The organism is Bacillus sp. AFS073361 (assembly GCF_002567005.1).
Lineage (GTDB): Bacteria > Bacillota > Bacilli > Bacillales > Cytobacillaceae > Neobacillus.
Window position 1 is genome coordinate 304,423 of the sequence record NZ_NUZU01000039.1, and the last position, 18,055, is coordinate 322,477.

Sequence of the window (18,055 nt, forward strand, 5' to 3'; positions counted from 1 at the left end):
TTCCACCCCTTAAATTTAAATACTATACCTTTTAATTTACCCCTTTAATAATTCAAGATTCATTCAACTAATTCCTGTCACTAAATGATTTTTATAGTTTAATACAAAAAAAGCTTGAGGATCATAATCCCCAAGCTCTCATATTCACTATTTACCAATAAACTCCTGTGTCCAATAGTTCCCCTGCGCGACATAACCTACACCAATATAATTGTAGTTCGGGCTGAGAATATTCTTACGGTGTCCTTCACTATTCATCCAAGCTTTGACTACTTCTTCAGGAGTTCGCTGGCCCTTGGCAATATTTTCACCTGCATAACGATAGGTAATCCCATACTTCTTCATCATATCAAATGGTGAACCGTATGTTGGGCTTGTATGGCTAAAGTAACCATTTGCAGACATATCACGTGATTTTTCATGAGCCATTTTGCTAAGTGTTACATCCACTTTAAGGGCCGGTAAGCCATTTTTAGCCCGTTCTTGATTGGTTAAATCAACTACTTTTTGCTCATAAGCACTTAAGGTACTTGTAGTTTGTGTAGTAGCTGTCTCAGTTGCCGGTTGTTGCTGCACAGACTGTGGAGCAGTTTGAGCAGGCTCCTTTGTTTCGACCGTTTGATTCGGTTGAGTTTGAGTTGGCTGCTTTTCGGTATTTTGTGAAATAGTAAATCCTAAACTAGCAAGATATTTCTCCATGACACTAGTAAGCTCGTTCAAATTTGTCCCTTGGTATACATAGACTTTTTCCTGTACCGAAGGGCTATTAGTGGCCGCGTGGGCCTTATTTAAGACCGGATTTGACATCATTAATGCCGCTGCAGCTGCAACAGTAAGAATTGCTTTTTTCTTCATCATTGATTCTTCCTCCTATTTCGACAATTTGCCGTTTTTCCACAAATTCATCGTAACATATGATTTTTGTCATATTTAAGGAAGGATTTTACAACAGAATGAATGATCCATTCTAGTAGAAACTTTATCTCAAGCCAACTCCTTATTCTTTAAGTCTCTTTCTCTATCAAGGTAAAACAGTTCTTTTTGCACTTTTTCCAAATTAAGGAATAACTTCTAATAATTATAGTGAGAATTAATATTGACACCTCTTGCAAAGAGCATCCTTCTTAACAAATATTTCAAAAAAGTATCGTGTTTTACATTTATTTATTAAGAATAACCGGAGTAAGTGCTTCACTACCTGTTAAAACACCCAGCATATTGTCCGCTGCCAAATGAGCCATCTTCATTCTAGTTTTTACACTTGCACTTCCAATGTGAGGCAGGGTTACCACATTCGGCAGCGTTAATAATGGATGATCCGTTGGTACGGGCTCTTGTTCAAACACATCCAGTCCGGCGCCCCAAATCTCTCCATTTTTCAATGAATGATATAATGCTTCTTCATCAACGATCCCCCCTCTTGCGGTATTGATCAGAATGGCCTCTTTTTTCATAAGCGACAATTCTTCTTTACCGATTAAGTGGTGGACTTCAGGACTGTATGGCAGCAGCAGGCACACAAAATCAGATTGCTGCAACAAGTCCTTCATTTCTCGGTAGTGAATCCCGAGCTTTTCCTCCGTTTCCCGTTTCCGTGTCCGATTATGATAAAGAATGTTCATATCAAAACCTTGTGCCCGCTTAACGAGAGCTTCGCCAATTCTGCCTAATCCAATAATTCCCAGGGTAGCACCATAAATATCCTGTCCAGTCATTTGCATAAGGGACCAGGCGCCCCATTCCCCACTGCGTAAGTATTCAGATCCCTCGACGACTCTTCGTGCTGAAGCCATTAATAGGGCAAACGTTAAATCAGCGGTCGTTTCGGTTAAAACACCAGGCGTGTTGGTAACGACAATTCCCCTCTCCGTTGAGGATTGAATATCGATATTATTATAGCCAACCGCAATGTTACTAATGACTTGTAACTGTTTTGCTTGATTTAGCACCTCTACGTCAATCTTTTCTGTTAATAGACAGATCAGCCCGTCTACTTCTTCTATTTCTTTTAATAACACCTCCCGAGGAACCGGAACATTTTCTTCATGCCACATCTTCACATGAAATTGACTTGAGAGTTTATCAATAATTTCCCCGGGGAGTTTTCTCGTAATATAAATCGTTTTTTTCAACAATACCTCCACCTTTCAGCATACACATGATTTAAGCTGTAAACATTTCTAAGAAATGTTCAATAACAAGCGAAGACATCCCTAGTGCGGGAGCATTTTTTCCTAAGGAAGAGAGAAATAGTTCCTGATTGTTGCTTAACATGTCATTACTCCTTGAGGAAATAGAGTTTCTAATCGAGTTCATAACCATAGGCAGGGCTTCAACAATGTCATTCCGGATAATAACTGCTTTCGGGTTAAATGTATTTATAATACTTGTTAATCCAATTCCAAGGTAGAAACCGAAATTTTGTAATCCCATTAATATATCTGGATCATTTTGGTTAGCGCGATTAATTAGGTCCTGGCTGGAAGTGAAGCGATTATTTTGTTGAAAAGGCTGCAGTAATGCTTTTTCGGAGGCGTATAATTCCCAGCACCCTTTGTTGCCGCAACTGCATTTGAGTCCGTTATAGTCGATGGTTAGATGTCCCATTTCACCAGCGAATCCATTAACCCCTCGATATATATCATGATTAATGACAATACCAATTCCGATTCCCGTCCCGATGCTCACATAGATTAAGTTCTCGTAATTTTTAGCTGCCCCAAAGACTTTTTCTCCATAGGCACCGGCATTCGCTTCATTTTCAATAAAAACAGGTACTTGAAATTCCTTTTCGATATCAGCTTTTAAGTCTAGTTGATAATTCCAATCGATATTCGGTGTGAAAATAACCTTTTGCTCTGTACTGACTAGACCAGGTACGCATACCCCTATACCAATCAAACCATAAGGAGATTCTGGGATTTGATTGCTAAGTTCCTTAATCATTAAAAATAATAAATCTTTGTTGGAATCAAGAGAAGGTTCCTTTAGATGATGGAATTGATTTACGACGATGTTTCCTTTTAAATCTGTTAGAATTCCATTGATAGATTCAACACCAATATCAATTCCGATGGAATAACCGGCATTTTTATTAAAAACAAGCATCACAGGCTTTCTTCCGCCGCTGGATTGCCCTTGTCCAATTTCAAAAATCAGTTTCTTTTCTATTAATGTATTTACTTGGGAAGATACAGTCGATTTATTTAATCCTGTTATTTCCGATAATCTTGCCCTCGAGATGGGAGAATTAGAAACAATTTCATTCAGTAATACCTTCTGGTTCATTTTTTTTACTAATATTTGATCAGCGATCATCAATTGTTTGCACCCCATTTGTATAATGCGTAAATTAAGTATCAATTATTTTAGTATTATTATTCCATTATAAATCAACTTTCTGGGGAATTATACTTAAATAGTTCGAAATAAACGATTGATTAAAGCCATTTGTTTTTTTGAGACACACTAAAATATCAGTTCCTTTATTCGAACAACAAACAAATTATCTGTTACTCTTTCTCACTAAAAAAGGGCTGAATATCCAGCCCTCGGTGTTTGTTTTATTATTTGAGATTGAAATTAGTCTTAAAGATTCGAGAAGAACGGCAGGATGATTAAGCAAAGACAAAGAAAAAATATGGCCATTGCACCTATTTTTTGTTTGTCCTTCCACATGGAAACACCGAATCCTATGGTATAAAGAATAATTAAAAATAAACTCATGTAAATAAATATTTTCAACTATGCCCCCACCCTTGGAGGTTTTTTTGTTCTTTTACCATAATCAATAATTTTAACATCTACTTTCACATGAATGTCCGCTTTCTGATATGATTTTCCCCAATTGAATTTTTTATATTCCTGAATCGTCCCAAAGTATTTTCGGGCATACATGGATAATGGATATGGTACACCTTTAAATTTTGTTTGTGTTTTTTTTAATAATTTTTCGTTCAGTGTTTCTATATGAGCGGCTATTTGTTTTTTTACGATTTGTTGATTTTTTTTCTCCGTATAGTTAACCATAGATGGGTTTGATATAATTTCTATCTTTAAAGGGATGGTTATAAAAATCTTGGGCCTTTGACCCTTTAAGTCCATCTTCACTTTATTATTTTCTGTTTTCATGATTCTTGCTGCAAACTGCAACTTGTCTTCCGAAAAAGGATCAGGTATATCAACCAATATATCTTGGATACTTGTTGAATCATCTAGAATATTAATATTGCGTGTTTCTTGACCGGTTAGCTTATCAATCATCACGCCATTCTTGAAGACAGCTGACCCAATAAACTGTGCAGCTCCCACTTCGCCCGTAGCATTCAATTGCCCTGCCATGTATTCATCTTCACTTCTTACCTCAGGATTCTTTTCCTTATTGGCTGTTGTGTACATCGCCAAATAGTTATCTGTCCCTCTTTCCAATGTTTTAAAAAAACGAAAGAGGGTGGAATCTGGGATGAACCCATTTTCAATGCCGTGGTCGATCATGAATTGAAAATATTTATGTGGTCTTGTTTCCATTTTCGGCCGATTCCTAATAAAATACTCACTTGCCTTTTCTTTAGAAATGGCTAAATAACAATCCAAGCGAATGTCTTTATCCTTTAAGATGTCGTAAAACTTCTTAATAAAATCTTTGTCATGTGCATATTCCTCGGAGACAACAATAATCTTTAATAGTTCATAACTAATATCCCGGGAGATAACGGAATTGCCAGTAGCCTTCGCCGCAATGAAATCATTGGCATCAAACGTGACAATTTCCCGCGGCTTTTCGGTTGACCCGCCACCGCCTTGAATACTGCCTACTTCCGCATTGGCTAATAACATGGTGACTTTGATTTTCCCTTCAATTTTGGAGCGATCTAATCCTAGTCCGATCACATAGGCTTTGTCTTCAATTTCTTGACGATCCCAACAACCTGTTAATAAACAAACAATGAGGAAAAACAACAAAATTCTACATACTGCCTCTGTTTTTTTCATGTTTAAATTCTCCCTTTAGCAGTGCCGCCAGCCATAAAGTGATCGAAACAACCAAAAATGTAGGACCAATAACACTTCTTAATATCGGTTTCAGTTGGAGACTGAGGTCATAAGGTGATTCCGGAATGGATCCAATCAAAAAATAAATTGCTGCCAGTGCTGGAATGAGGAATTCAAAATTTTTAATTTTAAATAGTTGACCGAACATAAGTGCATTTATGTACAAAAATACGGCAAAACGAATAAATGCCGCCATTAACCAAGTGACGAAAAATACAATTTCGATATTCGGAAAAAAAGTCCCAATTGAAATAAAACGAATCACTGTGTGGAATGGATAACCAACTCCTCTTAAGGATACATCAAACATACAGATGAAAATGATAATACCCACACTTAATTGGATGCTGACGTAAACTAAGGCTATCCACGTGCCTTTTCGAAAATCTTTGTATGAGGTGATAGACGGTATAATCAAGGCAAACAGAAAAAACTCAGAAAAAAGGGATAGATTTAGGGTGCTTTGCTTCAATAATTCAAGTTTTCCAGGACCCCAAATGGGGAATAGGGATTGAATACTGCTATCTTGAGTACTTAATACGAACGAAAGGAACAAGAAAACGACTGCATAGTAAACAACCAGATAGGCAACTGATCCGATATGCTGAATTCCCTTTTTCGCACCATATACACAAACGCCCATTAAGATGGCATAGATGATGACAATCGGTGTCCTATTAAAATAAAACGTCCTTATGATCGTTGTATACGTTCTTGAATCGAACGAAATGGAAAATACATTGATGATAAATATTAGAAAACAGACAAAAAACCCCAGATATTTTCCGAGTAATTTTTGAATAACAGCAAATAGATTTTTGTTTTGATACAACGACATGGTCTTTAGTAATAAAAAGAGCGGGATAAAAGAGATTGCGGCCGTTATGATTGGGATCATCCATGCTGCGTTTTGGACCTTTTGAAACAGAGCAGTCGGTGTGTCTTCAGTTACTTTGGCACCAACCATTAAAATGGCGATGGACAGATATTCACGGATCCCAATTTTTCCAGGTTGATGCTTCATAGGTTTTTTTATCCCTTTCTTTGTTTGACAGTATCCTTTGGATTTAAATACCCTGGGCGAAACCTTTCTTTCATGGGAACATGACGAATAATTAAGTCTTTTGAAGAAATAAAATGCGGCGTCATGGGTGCAAAGTAAGGAATTCCAAATGATGTTAATGAAACTAAATAAAAAAGTCCCGGTATAAATAGAGCGACTGCGCCATAAATCCCCATAAAGGTTGCCGCCAAAATAAATAAAAAGCGCGATATGCGAATAGCAAAATTCATGCTCACATCACTGATAATAAATGAGCTTAAGCCACTTAAGGCAATAACAATGATGACAATCGGACTAATAATATTCGCTTGAACAGCAGCCTGTCCTAAAATTAATGCACCGACAATCCCAATCGTTGGACCAATAGGGGTTGGTACACGTAGTCCCGCTTCTCGAATGAGTTCAAAGGCGATTTCCATCATTAATATTTCAACGGTCGATGGAAAAGGGACACGTTCCCTTGTCCCGGCAATGGCCATTAATAAATCAGGCGGGATCATCCCTACATGATAATTTGTAATTGCAATATATAAGGGCGATGCAAACATGGCAACAAACAACGCTTGAAACCGCAAAAACCTGATGAAATTCCCATAGGGTGTACGTAGGTAATGATCTTCCGGCGAATGAAACATTGACCAAAAGGTAGCAGGCAGTATCAGACAACTTGGAGAATTTGTCATTAATAAAACGATATGGCCTTCCTCGATGAAGGAGGTGGCCCGGTCCGGACGTTCTGTATATAATATGGACGGAAACAATGACCTTGGCCGTTTTTCTAGATATTGCTCTAAAATACTTAGATCAAGAATTCTATCCGTATCGAGAGAAGCTAACTTGTCTTTTATCGTTTGAAGCAATTCATCATTTACTAGGTCTTTTTCATAAACCAAAAATACATCGTTTCTGGATCGTTTCGAAATAACCTTTGCCTCAACAATAAGATTTTCATTTCTTATCTTTTTGCGAAGTAAGGAAATATTATCCATTACCTTTTCATTAAAAGCTTCCTTTGCCCCTTTTACAATCACTTCATTTTCGGATTTCTCTATGGAACGGCCTGTAATTTTCGTCGTTTCAAATAAGTAGCATTGAGTATCGCCATCCACAAAGAGTGCAGTGACTCCACCTGTAATAAATTCCGTAATTTCCCCAACATTTGTTGCGGTTCTTTCACTTGGGTAGGAAGTGATATTTTGAATCTTACCTGACGGCTGAATATTACCAATTAATTTTTCCATGATGCCCTCTTGAATGCTTTGTGCGTCGACCATCGTAGTTATGTAAATGATAAAAGCACGGAGGTTAAGTGAACCGATGGTAAACTCACGTACCTTAACATCGATATTCATAGGCATACTGAAAATGGATTTAAATGTCACTAAATTTTGATCGTAACTACTGCTAATATCTTGTTTTTTTAATTCAATTTCCTGTGTATTGGACTGTTCACTAAATTGTGGTTCTGGATTGAGCTTCTTAAAAAACTGCTTTAAGATTTTTTTCTGCAAAATGAACCACCCCCTAATTTTTATATTGTTTTCCATTTTTAAGGGTATTTATGTACAGATTAGTAAGGATTCGGGCATATTTAATGGTTGATTTTTATTTGTTTCCAGTTATACCATAGTAAGATGATGTCGCTGCTGTAAAAAGCAGTTATGTAATCATTCATATGGATTTAAGAACAGGGGTGGATCTATTATGAAAGGAAAAATCAGACTTGTTTTGACGATGCTCATTTTTGGGAGCATCGGGGTTTTTGTAAGAAAGATTGACCTGTCTTCAAGTGAAATTGCCTTCTTACGGGGTGTCATCGGATGTCTGTTTCTGCTTATTGCTAGTTTCCTGGTCAAACATAAGCCATCTTTTCAATCACTTAAAGAAAATGCGCTTCTGCTTCTATTATCAGGTGCAGCAATTGGATTAAATTGGATTTTTCTTTTTGAGTCCTATCGCTATACGACTATATCCAATGCCACGATAAGCTATTACTTCGCACCGATTTTTGTGATGATCTTAGCACCATGGATTCTTAAAGAAAAATTGACGAGTGTGAAGATTATATGCATTGCTTCGGCGATGATTGGTTTGTTTTTAATCGTTAATCCTGGTGCTGGCGGCACAAGCGGATCACAGAATCAAACGCTAGGGATTTTTTACGGCCTTTTAGCGGCAGCATTTTATGCCAGTGTGGTCCTAATGAACAAATTTATCAAAAATTTATCAGGTTTTGAAACAACAGTAGTGCAATTAATGGCAGGAGCTCTGGTTCTGTTTCCATATGTACTCTGGCAGGGTAATTTAAACCTGGGTAGTTTAGACACAACCTCCATTATTTTCATCTTAATTCTAGGGATTGTACATACTGGATTTGCTTATTTTTTATACTTTACTTCTCTCCAAGAACTAAAGGGGCAGACGATTGCGGTACTCAGCTATATCGATCCTATATCAGCCGTGATTATTGCCGCGATTTTCTTAAACGAAGGCATGTCACTAATTCAAATGATAGGCGGTGCTCTTGTCTTAGGCTCCACGTTCTTGAGCGAAAAACTGGAATTAAAAATCTCCAAAAAAGGTCAGACTCCCACTACTTCACCGTAATGGAAGGCTGACCCTTTTTTATCCTATTATTCTCCTATACTTTAAGACTCCATTTCATTAGAAGAGCTTTCTTGCCCGTGTTGCGCCTCACAACTTTAATTGTGTTATACTTTAGAAAGTTTGTTCTACAGTGGAGGTTTAAGTAGTGGAGTTACTAAAATCAAATACCTATTCGAAATCGACTTACATCATATGGCTCATTATTGGGATTGTACTAATTGCCTTTAATTTGCGTCCTGCGATTACATCAGTAGGACCGTTAGTTGGAATGATTCAGAAAGATGTGGGACTAGCCCATTGGAGCGCGGGCTTATTAATGAGTTTGCCTTTAATTGTTTTTGCCATCATGTCACCGATTGTACCAAAGCTCGCCAATCGTTTAACAAATGAAATGGCTTTAGTAGTTGGTTTGATCTCTCTTTTAATAGGCATTGTCATACGATCTATTCCCATGGCGTTTTTTCTTTTCACAGGGACTTTGTTTATTGGGGTCGGGATAGCGATTGGAAATGTCCTACTACCTGCGATTGCAAAGGACAAATTCCCAGACCAATTTGGGCTGATGACAAGTGTTTATTCAACATCCATGGGATTAGTTGCCTCCTTAGCATCCGGAGTTAGTGTTCCGTTAGCAGTGGGAATGAACCTTGGATGGAAGGGTGCCTTAAACGTTTGGGGGATTCCCGCTGTCGCAGCGATTTTGGTGTGGATATTCCTTTCTAAATTTAATCAAGGAAATCAAAAGGAGATTAGAAAAGTCACTCCGAGTTCGAATCATGTCTGGCGTTCGCCGCTTGCCTGGCAAATCGCTATATTTATGGGGTTTCAATCTTTTTTATTTTATGTAACCATTTCCTGGTTACCTGAAATCTTACATAGCCATGGATTGAGTATGGAAACAGCAGGCTGGCTCTTGTCATTTAGTCAAATTGTCGGATTACCGGCTAGTTTCTTCATCCCTGTAATTGCTGGACGGTATCGTTCGCAAGTATGGATATCTTTTGTGTTAGGCATATGCTCTATCATTGGTTACGGAGGATTACTGTTAGGCTCTTCTTATCCGATTTTAATCGTAAGTATTATCATTATTGGAATCGCATTGGGAGGAACTTTTCCACTAGCTCTAAGTTATATTGGCCTCCGCTCTAAGAGTGCCGGCGAGGCAGCCGATTTATCTGGGATGGCACAATCAACGGGTTATATCTTAGCAGCAGTAGGTCCCTTGTTTATTGGATTTTTGTATGATTTCACCCATATGTGGATGATTCCGCTAATTACCTTAATCATAATCTCTTTCATCGTTATGCTGTTCGGGATGATGTCCGGCCGAGACAAATATGTGTAATAGTGGGGAATACTAGATTAAATACTTGGCGCACGGTGACATTCACTGTGCGCCATCTTTTTATATTTACTTCTTCCATTTAATTGATCCGCTATCACTGTGAGGATGACTATTCGACTTTAATCGTTTGTATTCATTCTCTAATTCTGTTAAAGAAAACTTCGAAAGCTGCTCCTTATTTTCAAATACTTTAAAGGTAAGCAATATATTTATTAATGTTTTCCTTCTTTGTTCTACAGCATTCCGAAGGATATTCTCCATACCATCCTCTCCCTTTGTCAGTTTGTTTGTGTTTTGATAAGAGTTACTTATTAATACCAACGAGATATCATATTTTTTGTAATTTTACACTCAACCTTTTGGATTTTTATCGACTTTTCCCTTTTATGAGCGAATTTTTGAGTTTTATGAGCGAATTCAGGGGGCAATGAGCGAATTATTAGCATCAATGAGCGAATGAGTGAATTATTGAGCGAATTCAAAATCAACAAGGTTTTAAGAAAAAAGGAGTCTTCCAATAGAATCAGCTCCATTAATTTGGATAAAAAAAAGACTTCTCAGGGGTGGGAGAAGTCTCTATCAGAATAGTCGACTAGTGAAATAGTGAAATGAATTTTTATAGTCAAAAAGGAGACACATTGATTTGTGTCTCCAGTTGTCTGGTAACGATTATTAATTAACTGACTTGTTAAAGATTAAATCAATTTATCTAATTCCAATAATACCCATATGATTACTTATTAGGATAGTAACATCCTCCGATGGATCATGTCAATGAAAAAATCTAAAAAACCTGTTGATAGTCAAAAGATTGGTGTCAGGCACCATGTGAATTTTTTCACATGGTGCCTGACACCTTACGACTTTCGTTTTTACGAAGGATTCTCCACTCAACGACTATGAAATTGACGCTCAACCCTGCCCAGATATTCACATTCAGAACTTCCTCGATCATCTTTTCTCTCCCGCCGGGAAGGGAAGTCATTTAAGTCTCTTCTCCCTTTCTTCTTCAGGCATGGTTCGCCGCTTTCCTCTGTTTTCGCTGACCCCATGGTTTAAACACCGAAATTACAAACATCGCACCAAGCGAAATAATCTGAAGGATAATTCCAATCCAGAGTTGCCACTGGTTTACAGTAAACGATGGGTTCAAAAGAGTGTTCATCCCTACCTTGGATGTCAATGTTACCGCCTTGAGTGTTAAGGAATACATAGCGAAGGGTCCCAATAGAATCGAGAGGAGCGTCAACCCTTCCTTAACGATTATCCAGTAATATTTAAACAATCCCCATTGCGTTAGCACAGATAGTAATATCCCTGTCACCACAGTGCCAATTGTTGAAGCACGAACAGAAGTTTTAGCAAGAACATGCATACTTGTATAACATGCCTTGAGCACACCGGCATCGTTCGTGTTTGCGGCAGTTATACTCAGAATTAAAAAAACAATGGCCACCCCGAACATAATTGCTGCAAATAATAAATGTAAGATAAGCAGCCATCTTCTCTGGGTAAGATTCAATTTCCTCATACTATTCCCCCTTGTCACACATTAAACCGATACCCTACACCCCAAATGGTTTCAATATATTTCGGGTTTGAGGGATTCGTTTCAATTTTTTCACGCAATTTACCAATAAAAACTGTTACCGTGGCATTGTCTCCGTTTGAATCCAATCCCCAGATTTTTTCAAATAGTTCGTCCTTGCTGAACACCTGATTCGGATGGATGGTCAAAAATAGCAGCAAGTCAAACTCCTTCGATGTAAATGGAATTTCAGTTTCATTTACGAAAACTTTTCTAGATAACTTATCAATACGAATACCTCGGATTTGAATTTCTTCTTTGTGTCTCCCAACATTATCTGACATTAATCGGTCATAGCGGGCAAGATGCGCTTTGACCCTGGCCATCAGCTCACCCACACTGAAGGGCTTGGTCACAAAATCATCTGCACCGAGACCGAGGCCTCGTATCTTATCGATTTCTTCCCTTTTAGCGGATACCATTAAAATTGGAATGTTTTTCGCATGTCGGACTTGCCGGCAGATTTCAAATCCATCTGTATTTGGAAGCATGAGATCAAGAATAATCAAATCATATTCATTTTCTAAGGCCTTTTTCAGACCTAGGTCCCCACTTGCGGCAATTTCTACCTCATAGCCGCTTGCTTCTAAATAATCTTTTTCCACTTCCGAAATGACCTGATCGTCCTCTATGATTAAAATTCGTTTCACTCGTCCTCACCCTCATGATTGATCTTTGACAGCGTAAAATATATGCTAGTCCCTTCTCCTAATTGACTTTCAGCCCAAACGGTCCCACCTTGGCCTTCTACTATCTGTTTGACAATAGCAAGACCAAGACCAGTGCCTCCCGTATCTATATTCCTCGAAGGTTCTGTCCGATAAAAACGATTGAAAATATGGAGCAGTTCATTGCTGTCAATTCCCGTTCCATTATCCTGGATGTGTATTGTTGCCTTTGCCTCGTCGTCAAACAATTCCACATTAATTTCCTTATGTGCCTTGTCCATATATTTTAAGCTGTTCTCAATAATGTTTATTATTACTCTGGTCAACTTTTCGTGGTCTGCCATAACACGAACCGGACTGGCCCTGCCAGAAGAAAACGTAATCTTAATGTTATCCATCCGCGGGTCGTGACGTAATTCCTCTATATAATTCCGTAAGTATGCCCGAATGTCCAAAGGTTCCATATGAAATGGCAGTTGATTTAAATCCAGCTTGGAATACAGCATTAATTCATCAATCAAATGATCCATATCATCCGCTTTTTTTGCAATCATATTTATATATTTTTCCTTTTTCGAAACAGTATCTGCGATTCCATCTTGAATACCTTGAACACAGGCTTTAATTCCCGTAATCGGCGTTTTCAGATCATGTGAAATATTTGAAATTAGCTCTTTCCGGTTCTCTTCATACTGTAGTTGAAGATGGATTGACTCTCTCAAACGAACGCGCATTTCTTCAAAGGAAGCTCCTAATTCTCCGAATTCATCTTTGCGTTCCAACTCCACTCCATGGTCCAGATTCCCTTTTTTAATTTGTTCTGCAGCATGTTTTAGTGTAAACAAGGGTTTAATAAAGCTTCGGGAAACTAAATAGGTAAGGACACCGTTCGTTAATCCAATAACAAGTAGCAGCGACAATACTAACAGTGGGAAAAACTTTCTTACTTCCTTGAAAAAGGGATATAAATCAGAAAGTACATATACCGTACCTGTAGTGTGATCGCTAAGGGTGATATTGAATGCTTCAACTAAAAAACGAGTTTTTCCCCAGCGGTCTTGAGTCTGACTCCTTTGCATTTTCTGAATCTCTGAAGCATCTATATCAAGGCTGTTCACAAAAGAGGAAGTGAAGCTCACTTGATTATTTTTCATCACTACAAGTCCTGAATGAACACGATTTAATTGTTCGTCTGTGTTTTTCAAGAATTGGATGTCATTGAATCGGTCTGGGTCATTTTGTGACATAAATTTCACGCCGGCAATCAAATCTCGGCGTTCATTGGTCGTTTCCCAAAAGGCTGGTATTCCCTTCCCATCCATGGTTCCTGCCATATCCTTATAAAAAGTGGAAACAAGTGTTGCTGCAATAAAGGCGAACAACACGATGGGCATGAAGGTCATGGCCATATAGGAAAGCAAAAGTCTCGTCTTGATTGACATGAGCAAATCTCCTTAACGCATTTATCCTCATACAATAATTCATCTGCCTACTGTTATTTATCATAACCTCGAATTATAAACCACTTCTAAACCAATTCTAAAAAAAGTATAAAATTATTTGTCCAGTCGGTTTGTTAAGAAAAAATAGCCGTCTTTTAGCGAAAATGGTTACTTTTATAAGGGCGATAAGTTTTTTTAACAAATAAAAAAACAGAATGCTCAACTGGCCATTCTGCTTTTTAGATCCCTATGAAAGTTAAACTTGCTGTTCACTAGAGGTTGGCTTTCCGTCTTCTATTAAGACTATGCTGCCCAGTTCTCAGCACATTTTAGCTTTCTCTTTGTTGATATTCCGGCACTTTATTCCCTTTTGCAAATGGCCAAACAAACACTTTATGGCCCTCACCGCTGCCTGCAAATTTAAACACAACAATTCCGCCGACGATGACCAGCACGCCAATCAACTGATTGAGCGTAAATGGAACCTTATTCAGACCTAGCCAGCCTAGTGAGTCCCCCAGCAGGGCAAACAACAACTGTGATGTTAACGCAATCGCAATGGCATAGGTTGGTCCGAGCCTCTTAATTCCTTGAACAAGACAAACTACCACACCTACGCCAATCATCCCGCTGAACCAGTACCACGTTTTCATATTTTCCAAATGGGATAACTGTCCACCCTCAAAGATAAGTCCGAACGTCAGTGAAGCAAGAAATCCCATCCCTAATACTAAGGTCGTTGTTGCCCATGACCCTGCCCGTTCATTGACTTTACTGTTGAAAATATTTTGCAAGGCTACCAGCGATCCGGCAATAATTGCGAATAATAATCCTAGAATCATCCATTTTCTCTCCCTTGTATTGATTTTTTTCAAACTTATTCGTAAATATTATCGCCTGCGAGACCTTTCAATCCATTTCTATCCTTAACTAATATGGAACCTCTATTCCGTTCAATCAGACCCTCTTCACAGAATTGTGTGATGACTCGATTCAAATGACGATAACTTGTTCCAATTAAATTGGCCGCATCCTTAATGCTGATACTCAGTTGGTCTTTATCGTGTGAATCAGCTTCATCAAAGGAAACCGACAAAAGGTAACTAGCCAAACGAACTTCGACCGGATACATAATATTAAAGGTCATTAAATTGTTTTTTAGCTGAAACTTCCTGGTGATAATATCCAATAAAAATTGCAGAAATGGCGCGTGGTCACTTCCATATTGCTTCAACCAGCGATAATGAATTCCAATCATCCGAACCGGCGATACCGCCTCCACCGTGTTAATAATATCAATGCCGCGGACATACTCAATATCCCCGATCACTTCAATCGGTTTCTTAAAAGAGAGAATGAGTGTTTTACCTTCCGGCGAACTAGTATAGATTTTGACCTTTCCTTTAACCAAAACATACAAATACTGTGAAGCTTCCCCCTGGGAGCAGATCAGTTCCCCTTGGTCAAAACTGTACAGCGACAAATGAGGAATCAATGGTTCATGAAATATCGAATCTAGTTGGTATGTTTGGATATAGGCGAGCAATTGATCCTGATTCTTTTGTTCCCTCACTCGGTTTCACCTCTGTTTTTAACAGTATCATGCGAGACTTAAGACCTTAGGATGACCACACCTGCAATCATCATCCCGATACCAATAAACTGTGGCAGTTTCATCTTTTGCTTTTCCAGGCCGAACCATCCGCTACTATCGATAATAAAAGTTAATGTTAACTGCGAAATCAGAATAGCCGATATACTAAGGGTTACACCGATTTCCTCAATCGATTTCACATTACTGAAGATAACAATTGCCGCAAAGGCACCACCCATCAGATATAGTGGTTTCACTTGTTTGAAGCCTTGCCATTGGCGTTCTCGAACGCACAGTAAGATAATGAAGGCCATTATGAATCCTGTAAACTGGGTAATGGTTGCAGCTTGCCATGTACCTATATCTTGACTTATTCGTGTATTAGCAATTCCTTGCAAGGTAATAAATGCCCCACCTAAAAACGCAAAGATAATTCCCTTCATTCTCTCTTCTCCCCTAATTTTTATTTCTGTCTATATTAAAAGGTATCACATGCTTGTTTGAATAGGACATATGTCCTCAACTATAAAATTGTGTTAAATGCCTAATATAAAAGACCGCCAAAATGACGATCTTTTACAGTCCATAACTTATTTCGGCTTTTTTTGGGCTTGTCTAACTACCTTTTCAAGTCCATTTTCTCCTGCAAATTCTTGATCATTTGGTTGAGCATTTTTATTGTTCTTCAATTGGTTATTCTTATTTTTAGCCATACGTTCACCACCCTTGTTGTTTCCTAATTCAAGATGCCAATTAATAAATCGTCACCCGCCATTTTAGTTTGCTAACTTTTTTGCGGGCTATGCGATTTGATTTACTATTTTTCTCAACAAATCAAAAGGATTGTTTATAGCAGCCATAGGGGTTAAATAAATAGCTATTGACTACCTTGTTGCCCCATTTTTATTATTCCCAGTCGTCAATAAGCCCTATTGGCTACCCTGTCTCCTCATTTTTATGATTTTCAGGCGTCAATCAGCCTGATTCTTTTAATTTCCGGCCGGCTCTCCTCATGCTTTTAAATAGCTTACAGCAAAAAACAGGCAACCTTGGCCAAGGTTGCCTAATAATCATTTATTCCATGGTCAGCCAGGTTTGTGACCATTTTTCAAGTTCTTGTATGATTGGTTTTAAAGAGAGTCCCTTTTCTGTAAGAGAATACTCAATTCGGACAGGTGTTTCCGGAAACACCTCTCGTTTCACAATCCCCTGACCTTCTAAATCCTTGAGCCGCTCGGAAAGGACTCTTCCGCTAATCCCCATTGAAGATTCCAAGCTGCAGAAGCGTTTTGGGCCTGATAGCAGTTGATAAATAACTAATCCTGTCCAACGCTGGCTTAACATCCCCATCGCTTTTTCAAATCGAGGACAAATGACTGACTCATCCATTGACCTTTCCCCCTCTTCGCAATTAGCAACATAATTACCTTGCAAAATATATTTATTTGACACAATCGGTTTTTAAAAATATAATTACTTACATAAAGTAACTGACTAACGAATAATTATTAACTATGAATATTTTACTTTAACCATTTACGGTTCGTCAATACATCAGATAGAATAAGGTGGTTTTCAAACATGAACCTTGAGGCAGATGTTTGTATTGTAGGTGCAGGTCCCGGAGGCGCGTTACTAGGATATTTGCTTGCCAAAAAAGGAATTTCAACGATTGTACTCGAACGTCACAAAGGGATCGATAAAGAATTCCGTGGTGAACATCTCAATCAGGACGGAGAACGAGTATTAAAAAAATATAATCTTTATGACCAAGTAGAAGCTGCTGGGTTATTATTAATGGAACGAGTGGAATATTGGCAGGACGGAAAGGCAATAAAGACCATCACACCTGGTGCTGGGGAGCAGCATGTCGGCATTCATGTCCCGCAAAAGAATTTGTTAAGCGTGTTAATTCAAGCATCTGAACCTTATCAGAATTTCAAACTGATGATGGGGACAAAGGTGACAGAGTTAATGTTTAATGATATAGGTAATGTAACTGGTTTAAAAGCACTATATGGCGAGCAAGAAGTGACAATAAACAGCAAGATTGTTGTCGGTGCTGATGGCAGGTTCTCAACAGTAAGGAAACTGGCTGAGATGCCTTTTACAAAGAAAACACATGGATACGATTTGTTATGGGCGAAAATTCAAAGCCCAGCTAATTGGGAACCAACTATTAAAAACACTTTGGTGAATGGAAATCAACTGGCTTTGTTTACCCAGGCAGGCGGGTACATTCAAATAGGCTGGAATATTGAAGAAAATTCTTATCCATCCTTAAAAAAGCAATCATGTGAACCTTTTATCAAACAAGTGATAGATGCATTTCCAGAGTTAACCGAAACAATCCGTACCCAGATTCGATCCTGGGACGATTTTATTTTATTAAAAGTGCAAAGCTCACATTCTCCAACATGGGTGAAAGACGGGTTGGTGATCATGGGCGATGCCGCACATACGATGAGTCCAACTGGTGCATTTGGGATCAATTGTGCACTATTAGATGCAGATGTATTAGCTGATGTACTGAGCGAAGCACTCGACAAACAGAACCATAGTGCGGCACAATTAAAAAGATTCGAACACGAACGACGGGATCATACAGAAAAGCTGCAACAACAGCAACGAGAGAAAGAAAAAAACTATCGGGAAAATTTTGCCGTGCCAGTCCTTTCTTGACAGAAATGGCAGTA

Annotated in this window: 18 protein-coding genes; 3 read left to right on the forward strand and 15 right to left on the reverse strand. The window is 38.4% G+C overall.

The window, feature by feature from the left end; all coding sequences use genetic code 11:
- Positions 1-147: 147 nt before the first annotated feature.
- From COJ96_RS21835 to COJ96_RS21860, 6 genes are all read right to left on the reverse strand, one after another.
- Positions 148-855, reverse strand: a complete 708-nt coding sequence (locus COJ96_RS21835) for a CAP domain-containing protein (RefSeq protein ID WP_098576155.1) — start codon at positions 853-855, stop codon at positions 148-150.
- Positions 856-1,160: 305 nt separating this feature from the next.
- Entirely contained in the window at positions 1,161-2,132 is a 972-nt protein-coding gene (locus COJ96_RS21840) for a 2-hydroxyacid dehydrogenase (RefSeq protein ID WP_098575893.1), read from the reverse strand.
- Positions 2,133-2,163: 31 nt separating this feature from the next.
- Positions 2,164-3,321, reverse strand: coding sequence for an ROK family transcriptional regulator (locus COJ96_RS21845; RefSeq protein WP_098575894.1), 1,158 nt, complete (start codon positions 3,319-3,321; stop codon positions 2,164-2,166).
- A 423-nt stretch (positions 3,322-3,744) separates the two neighbouring features.
- Positions 3,745-4,992 (reverse strand): Ger(x)C family spore germination protein, encoded by a 1,248-nt coding sequence (locus tag COJ96_RS21850; protein ID WP_098575895.1) that lies wholly within the window; start codon positions 4,990-4,992, stop codon positions 3,745-3,747.
- Positions 4,967-6,076, reverse strand: coding sequence for a GerAB/ArcD/ProY family transporter (locus COJ96_RS21855; protein WP_098575896.1), 1,110 nt, complete (start codon positions 6,074-6,076; stop codon positions 4,967-4,969). The genes COJ96_RS21850 and COJ96_RS21855 overlap by 26 nt, the downstream gene beginning before the upstream one ends.
- An 8-nt stretch (positions 6,077-6,084) precedes the next feature.
- Positions 6,085-7,626, reverse strand: coding sequence for a spore germination protein (locus COJ96_RS21860; protein ID WP_257148590.1), 1,542 nt, complete (start codon positions 7,624-7,626; stop codon positions 6,085-6,087).
- A gap of 193 nt (positions 7,627-7,819) precedes the next feature.
- On the opposite strand from COJ96_RS21860, the gene COJ96_RS21865 reads away from it, so the two are divergent.
- Together COJ96_RS21865 and COJ96_RS21870 are read left to right on the forward strand one after the other, a co-directional pair.
- Positions 7,820-8,722 (forward strand): DMT family transporter, encoded by a 903-nt coding sequence (locus tag COJ96_RS21865; protein WP_098575898.1) that lies wholly within the window; start codon positions 7,820-7,822, stop codon positions 8,720-8,722.
- Between the two features lie 145 nt (positions 8,723-8,867).
- Entirely contained in the window at positions 8,868-10,067 is a 1,200-nt protein-coding gene (locus tag COJ96_RS21870; protein ID WP_098575899.1) for a CynX/NimT family MFS transporter, read from the forward strand.
- A 66-nt stretch (positions 10,068-10,133) separates the two neighbouring features.
- Here COJ96_RS21870 and fbpA read toward each other — a convergent pair whose 3' ends face one another.
- The 9 genes from fbpA to COJ96_RS21910 all read right to left on the reverse strand — a co-directional run bounded on the left by fbpA (position 10,134) and on the right by COJ96_RS21910 (position 16,748).
- Entirely contained in the window at positions 10,134-10,328 is a 195-nt protein-coding gene (gene fbpA, locus COJ96_RS21875) for a Fur-regulated basic protein FbpA (RefSeq protein WP_098575900.1), read from the reverse strand.
- 748 nt (positions 10,329-11,076) lie between these two features.
- Positions 11,077-11,598, reverse strand: coding sequence for a hypothetical protein (locus COJ96_RS21880; RefSeq protein WP_098575901.1), 522 nt, complete (start codon positions 11,596-11,598; stop codon positions 11,077-11,079).
- A 14-nt stretch (positions 11,599-11,612) separates the two neighbouring features.
- Positions 11,613-12,305 carry a response regulator transcription factor gene (locus COJ96_RS21885; RefSeq protein ID WP_098575902.1) on the reverse strand — a complete coding sequence of 231 codons (693 nt, stop codon included), beginning with the start codon at positions 12,303-12,305 and terminating at the stop codon, positions 11,613-11,615.
- The gene (locus tag COJ96_RS21890; RefSeq protein ID WP_098575903.1) at positions 12,302-13,765 is read right to left on the reverse strand and encodes a sensor histidine kinase; all 1,464 of its coding nucleotides are present in this window, start codon (positions 13,763-13,765) and stop codon (positions 12,302-12,304) included. The genes COJ96_RS21885 and COJ96_RS21890 overlap by 4 nt, the downstream gene beginning before the upstream one ends.
- A 329-nt stretch (positions 13,766-14,094) precedes the next feature.
- The gene (locus COJ96_RS21895) at positions 14,095-14,607 is read right to left on the reverse strand and encodes a DMT family transporter (protein WP_098575904.1); all 513 of its coding nucleotides are present in this window, start codon (positions 14,605-14,607) and stop codon (positions 14,095-14,097) included.
- A 35-nt stretch (positions 14,608-14,642) separates the two neighbouring features.
- A complete protein-coding gene (locus tag COJ96_RS21900) occupies positions 14,643-15,338 on the reverse strand; it encodes a Crp/Fnr family transcriptional regulator (protein WP_098575905.1) in 696 nt (231 codons plus the stop codon).
- Positions 15,339-15,376: 38 nt separating this feature from the next.
- Positions 15,377-15,802, reverse strand: coding sequence for a DMT family transporter (locus COJ96_RS21905; RefSeq protein ID WP_098575906.1), 426 nt, complete (start codon positions 15,800-15,802; stop codon positions 15,377-15,379).
- 147 nt (positions 15,803-15,949) lie between these two features.
- The gene (locus COJ96_RS29365; RefSeq protein WP_257148591.1) at positions 15,950-16,072 is read right to left on the reverse strand and encodes a hypothetical protein; all 123 of its coding nucleotides are present in this window, start codon (positions 16,070-16,072) and stop codon (positions 15,950-15,952) included.
- A gap of 361 nt (positions 16,073-16,433) precedes the next feature.
- Positions 16,434-16,748, reverse strand: a complete 315-nt coding sequence (locus COJ96_RS21910; RefSeq protein ID WP_098575907.1) for a winged helix-turn-helix transcriptional regulator — start codon at positions 16,746-16,748, stop codon at positions 16,434-16,436.
- A gap of 192 nt (positions 16,749-16,940) precedes the next feature.
- Between COJ96_RS21910 and COJ96_RS21915 the strand changes: the two genes are divergently transcribed.
- Positions 16,941-18,041, forward strand: a complete 1,101-nt coding sequence (locus COJ96_RS21915; RefSeq protein ID WP_098575908.1) for an FAD-dependent monooxygenase — start codon at positions 16,941-16,943, stop codon at positions 18,039-18,041.
- Positions 18,042-18,055: the final 14 nt, after the last annotated feature.

What these genes read in the sequence shown, in the direction of transcription:
- COJ96_RS21915 (WP_098575908.1), top strand. Translation starts at nt 16,941, where the DNA reads ATGAACCTTGAGGCAGATGTTTGTATTGTAGGTGCAGGTCCCGGAGGC.
- COJ96_RS29365 (WP_257148591.1), bottom strand. Translation starts at nt 16,072, where the DNA reads ATGGCTAAAAATAAGAATAACCAATTGAAGAACAATAAAAATGCTCAA.
- COJ96_RS21850 (WP_098575895.1), bottom strand. Translation starts at nt 4,992, where the DNA reads ATGAAAAAAACAGAGGCAGTATGTAGAATTTTGTTGTTTTTCCTCATT.
- COJ96_RS21895 (WP_098575904.1), bottom strand. Translation starts at nt 14,607, where the DNA reads ATGATTCTAGGATTATTATTCGCAATTATTGCCGGATCGCTGGTAGCC.
- COJ96_RS21910 (WP_098575907.1), bottom strand. Translation starts at nt 16,748, where the DNA reads ATGGATGAGTCAGTCATTTGTCCTCGATTTGAAAAAGCGATGGGGATG.
- COJ96_RS21880 (WP_098575901.1), bottom strand. Translation starts at nt 11,598, where the DNA reads ATGAGGAAATTGAATCTTACCCAGAGAAGATGGCTGCTTATCTTACAT.
- fbpA (WP_098575900.1), bottom strand. Translation starts at nt 10,328, where the DNA reads ATGGAGAATATCCTTCGGAATGCTGTAGAACAAAGAAGGAAAACATTA.
- COJ96_RS21835 (WP_098576155.1), bottom strand. Translation starts at nt 855, where the DNA reads ATGAAGAAAAAAGCAATTCTTACTGTTGCAGCTGCAGCGGCATTAATG.
- COJ96_RS21865 (WP_098575898.1), top strand. Translation starts at nt 7,820, where the DNA reads ATGAAAGGAAAAATCAGACTTGTTTTGACGATGCTCATTTTTGGGAGC.
- COJ96_RS21890 (WP_098575903.1), bottom strand. Translation starts at nt 13,765, where the DNA reads ATGTCAATCAAGACGAGACTTTTGCTTTCCTATATGGCCATGACCTTC.
- COJ96_RS21855 (WP_098575896.1), bottom strand. Translation starts at nt 6,076, where the DNA reads ATGAAGCATCAACCTGGAAAAATTGGGATCCGTGAATATCTGTCCATC.
- COJ96_RS21905 (WP_098575906.1), bottom strand. Translation starts at nt 15,802, where the DNA reads ATGAAGGGAATTATCTTTGCGTTTTTAGGTGGGGCATTTATTACCTTG.